This window comes from Sedimentibacter sp. B4, assembly GCF_000309315.1.
Classification (GTDB): domain Bacteria; phylum Bacillota; class Clostridia; order Tissierellales; family Sedimentibacteraceae; genus Sedimentibacter; species Sedimentibacter saalensis.
The window spans coordinates 1-205 of record NZ_CANG01000701.1; the positions used below are offsets into that span (position 1 = coordinate 1).

The window sequence follows — 205 nt, forward strand, 5'->3', positions numbered from 1 at the left end:
TATCTCAACCCGTGGGTGAACGGCCTGTTCCAGGACGCCCAGCCGCTGGCCATGGGCATGTACGAGGGGCTGGTCTCCCGGCTCGTCGGCGAGGTGAAGGCCCTGCGGGTCGCGCGGCTCGAGCTGGACGGCGCCTACGATCCGGAGACGCACGACCAGGCGCTCGCCACGCTCTCCTGGCGTGACTTCACCCCGGCCGAGCGGG

The 205-nt window shown here is 71.2% G+C and carries 1 protein-coding gene; it reads left to right on the forward strand.

Annotated features, from left to right (window positions below; translation table 11 throughout):
- Nucleotides 1-205, forward strand: a 205-nt coding sequence (locus BN358_RS26845; RefSeq protein WP_198018472.1) for a hypothetical protein, incomplete at both ends; no start/stop codon positions are given.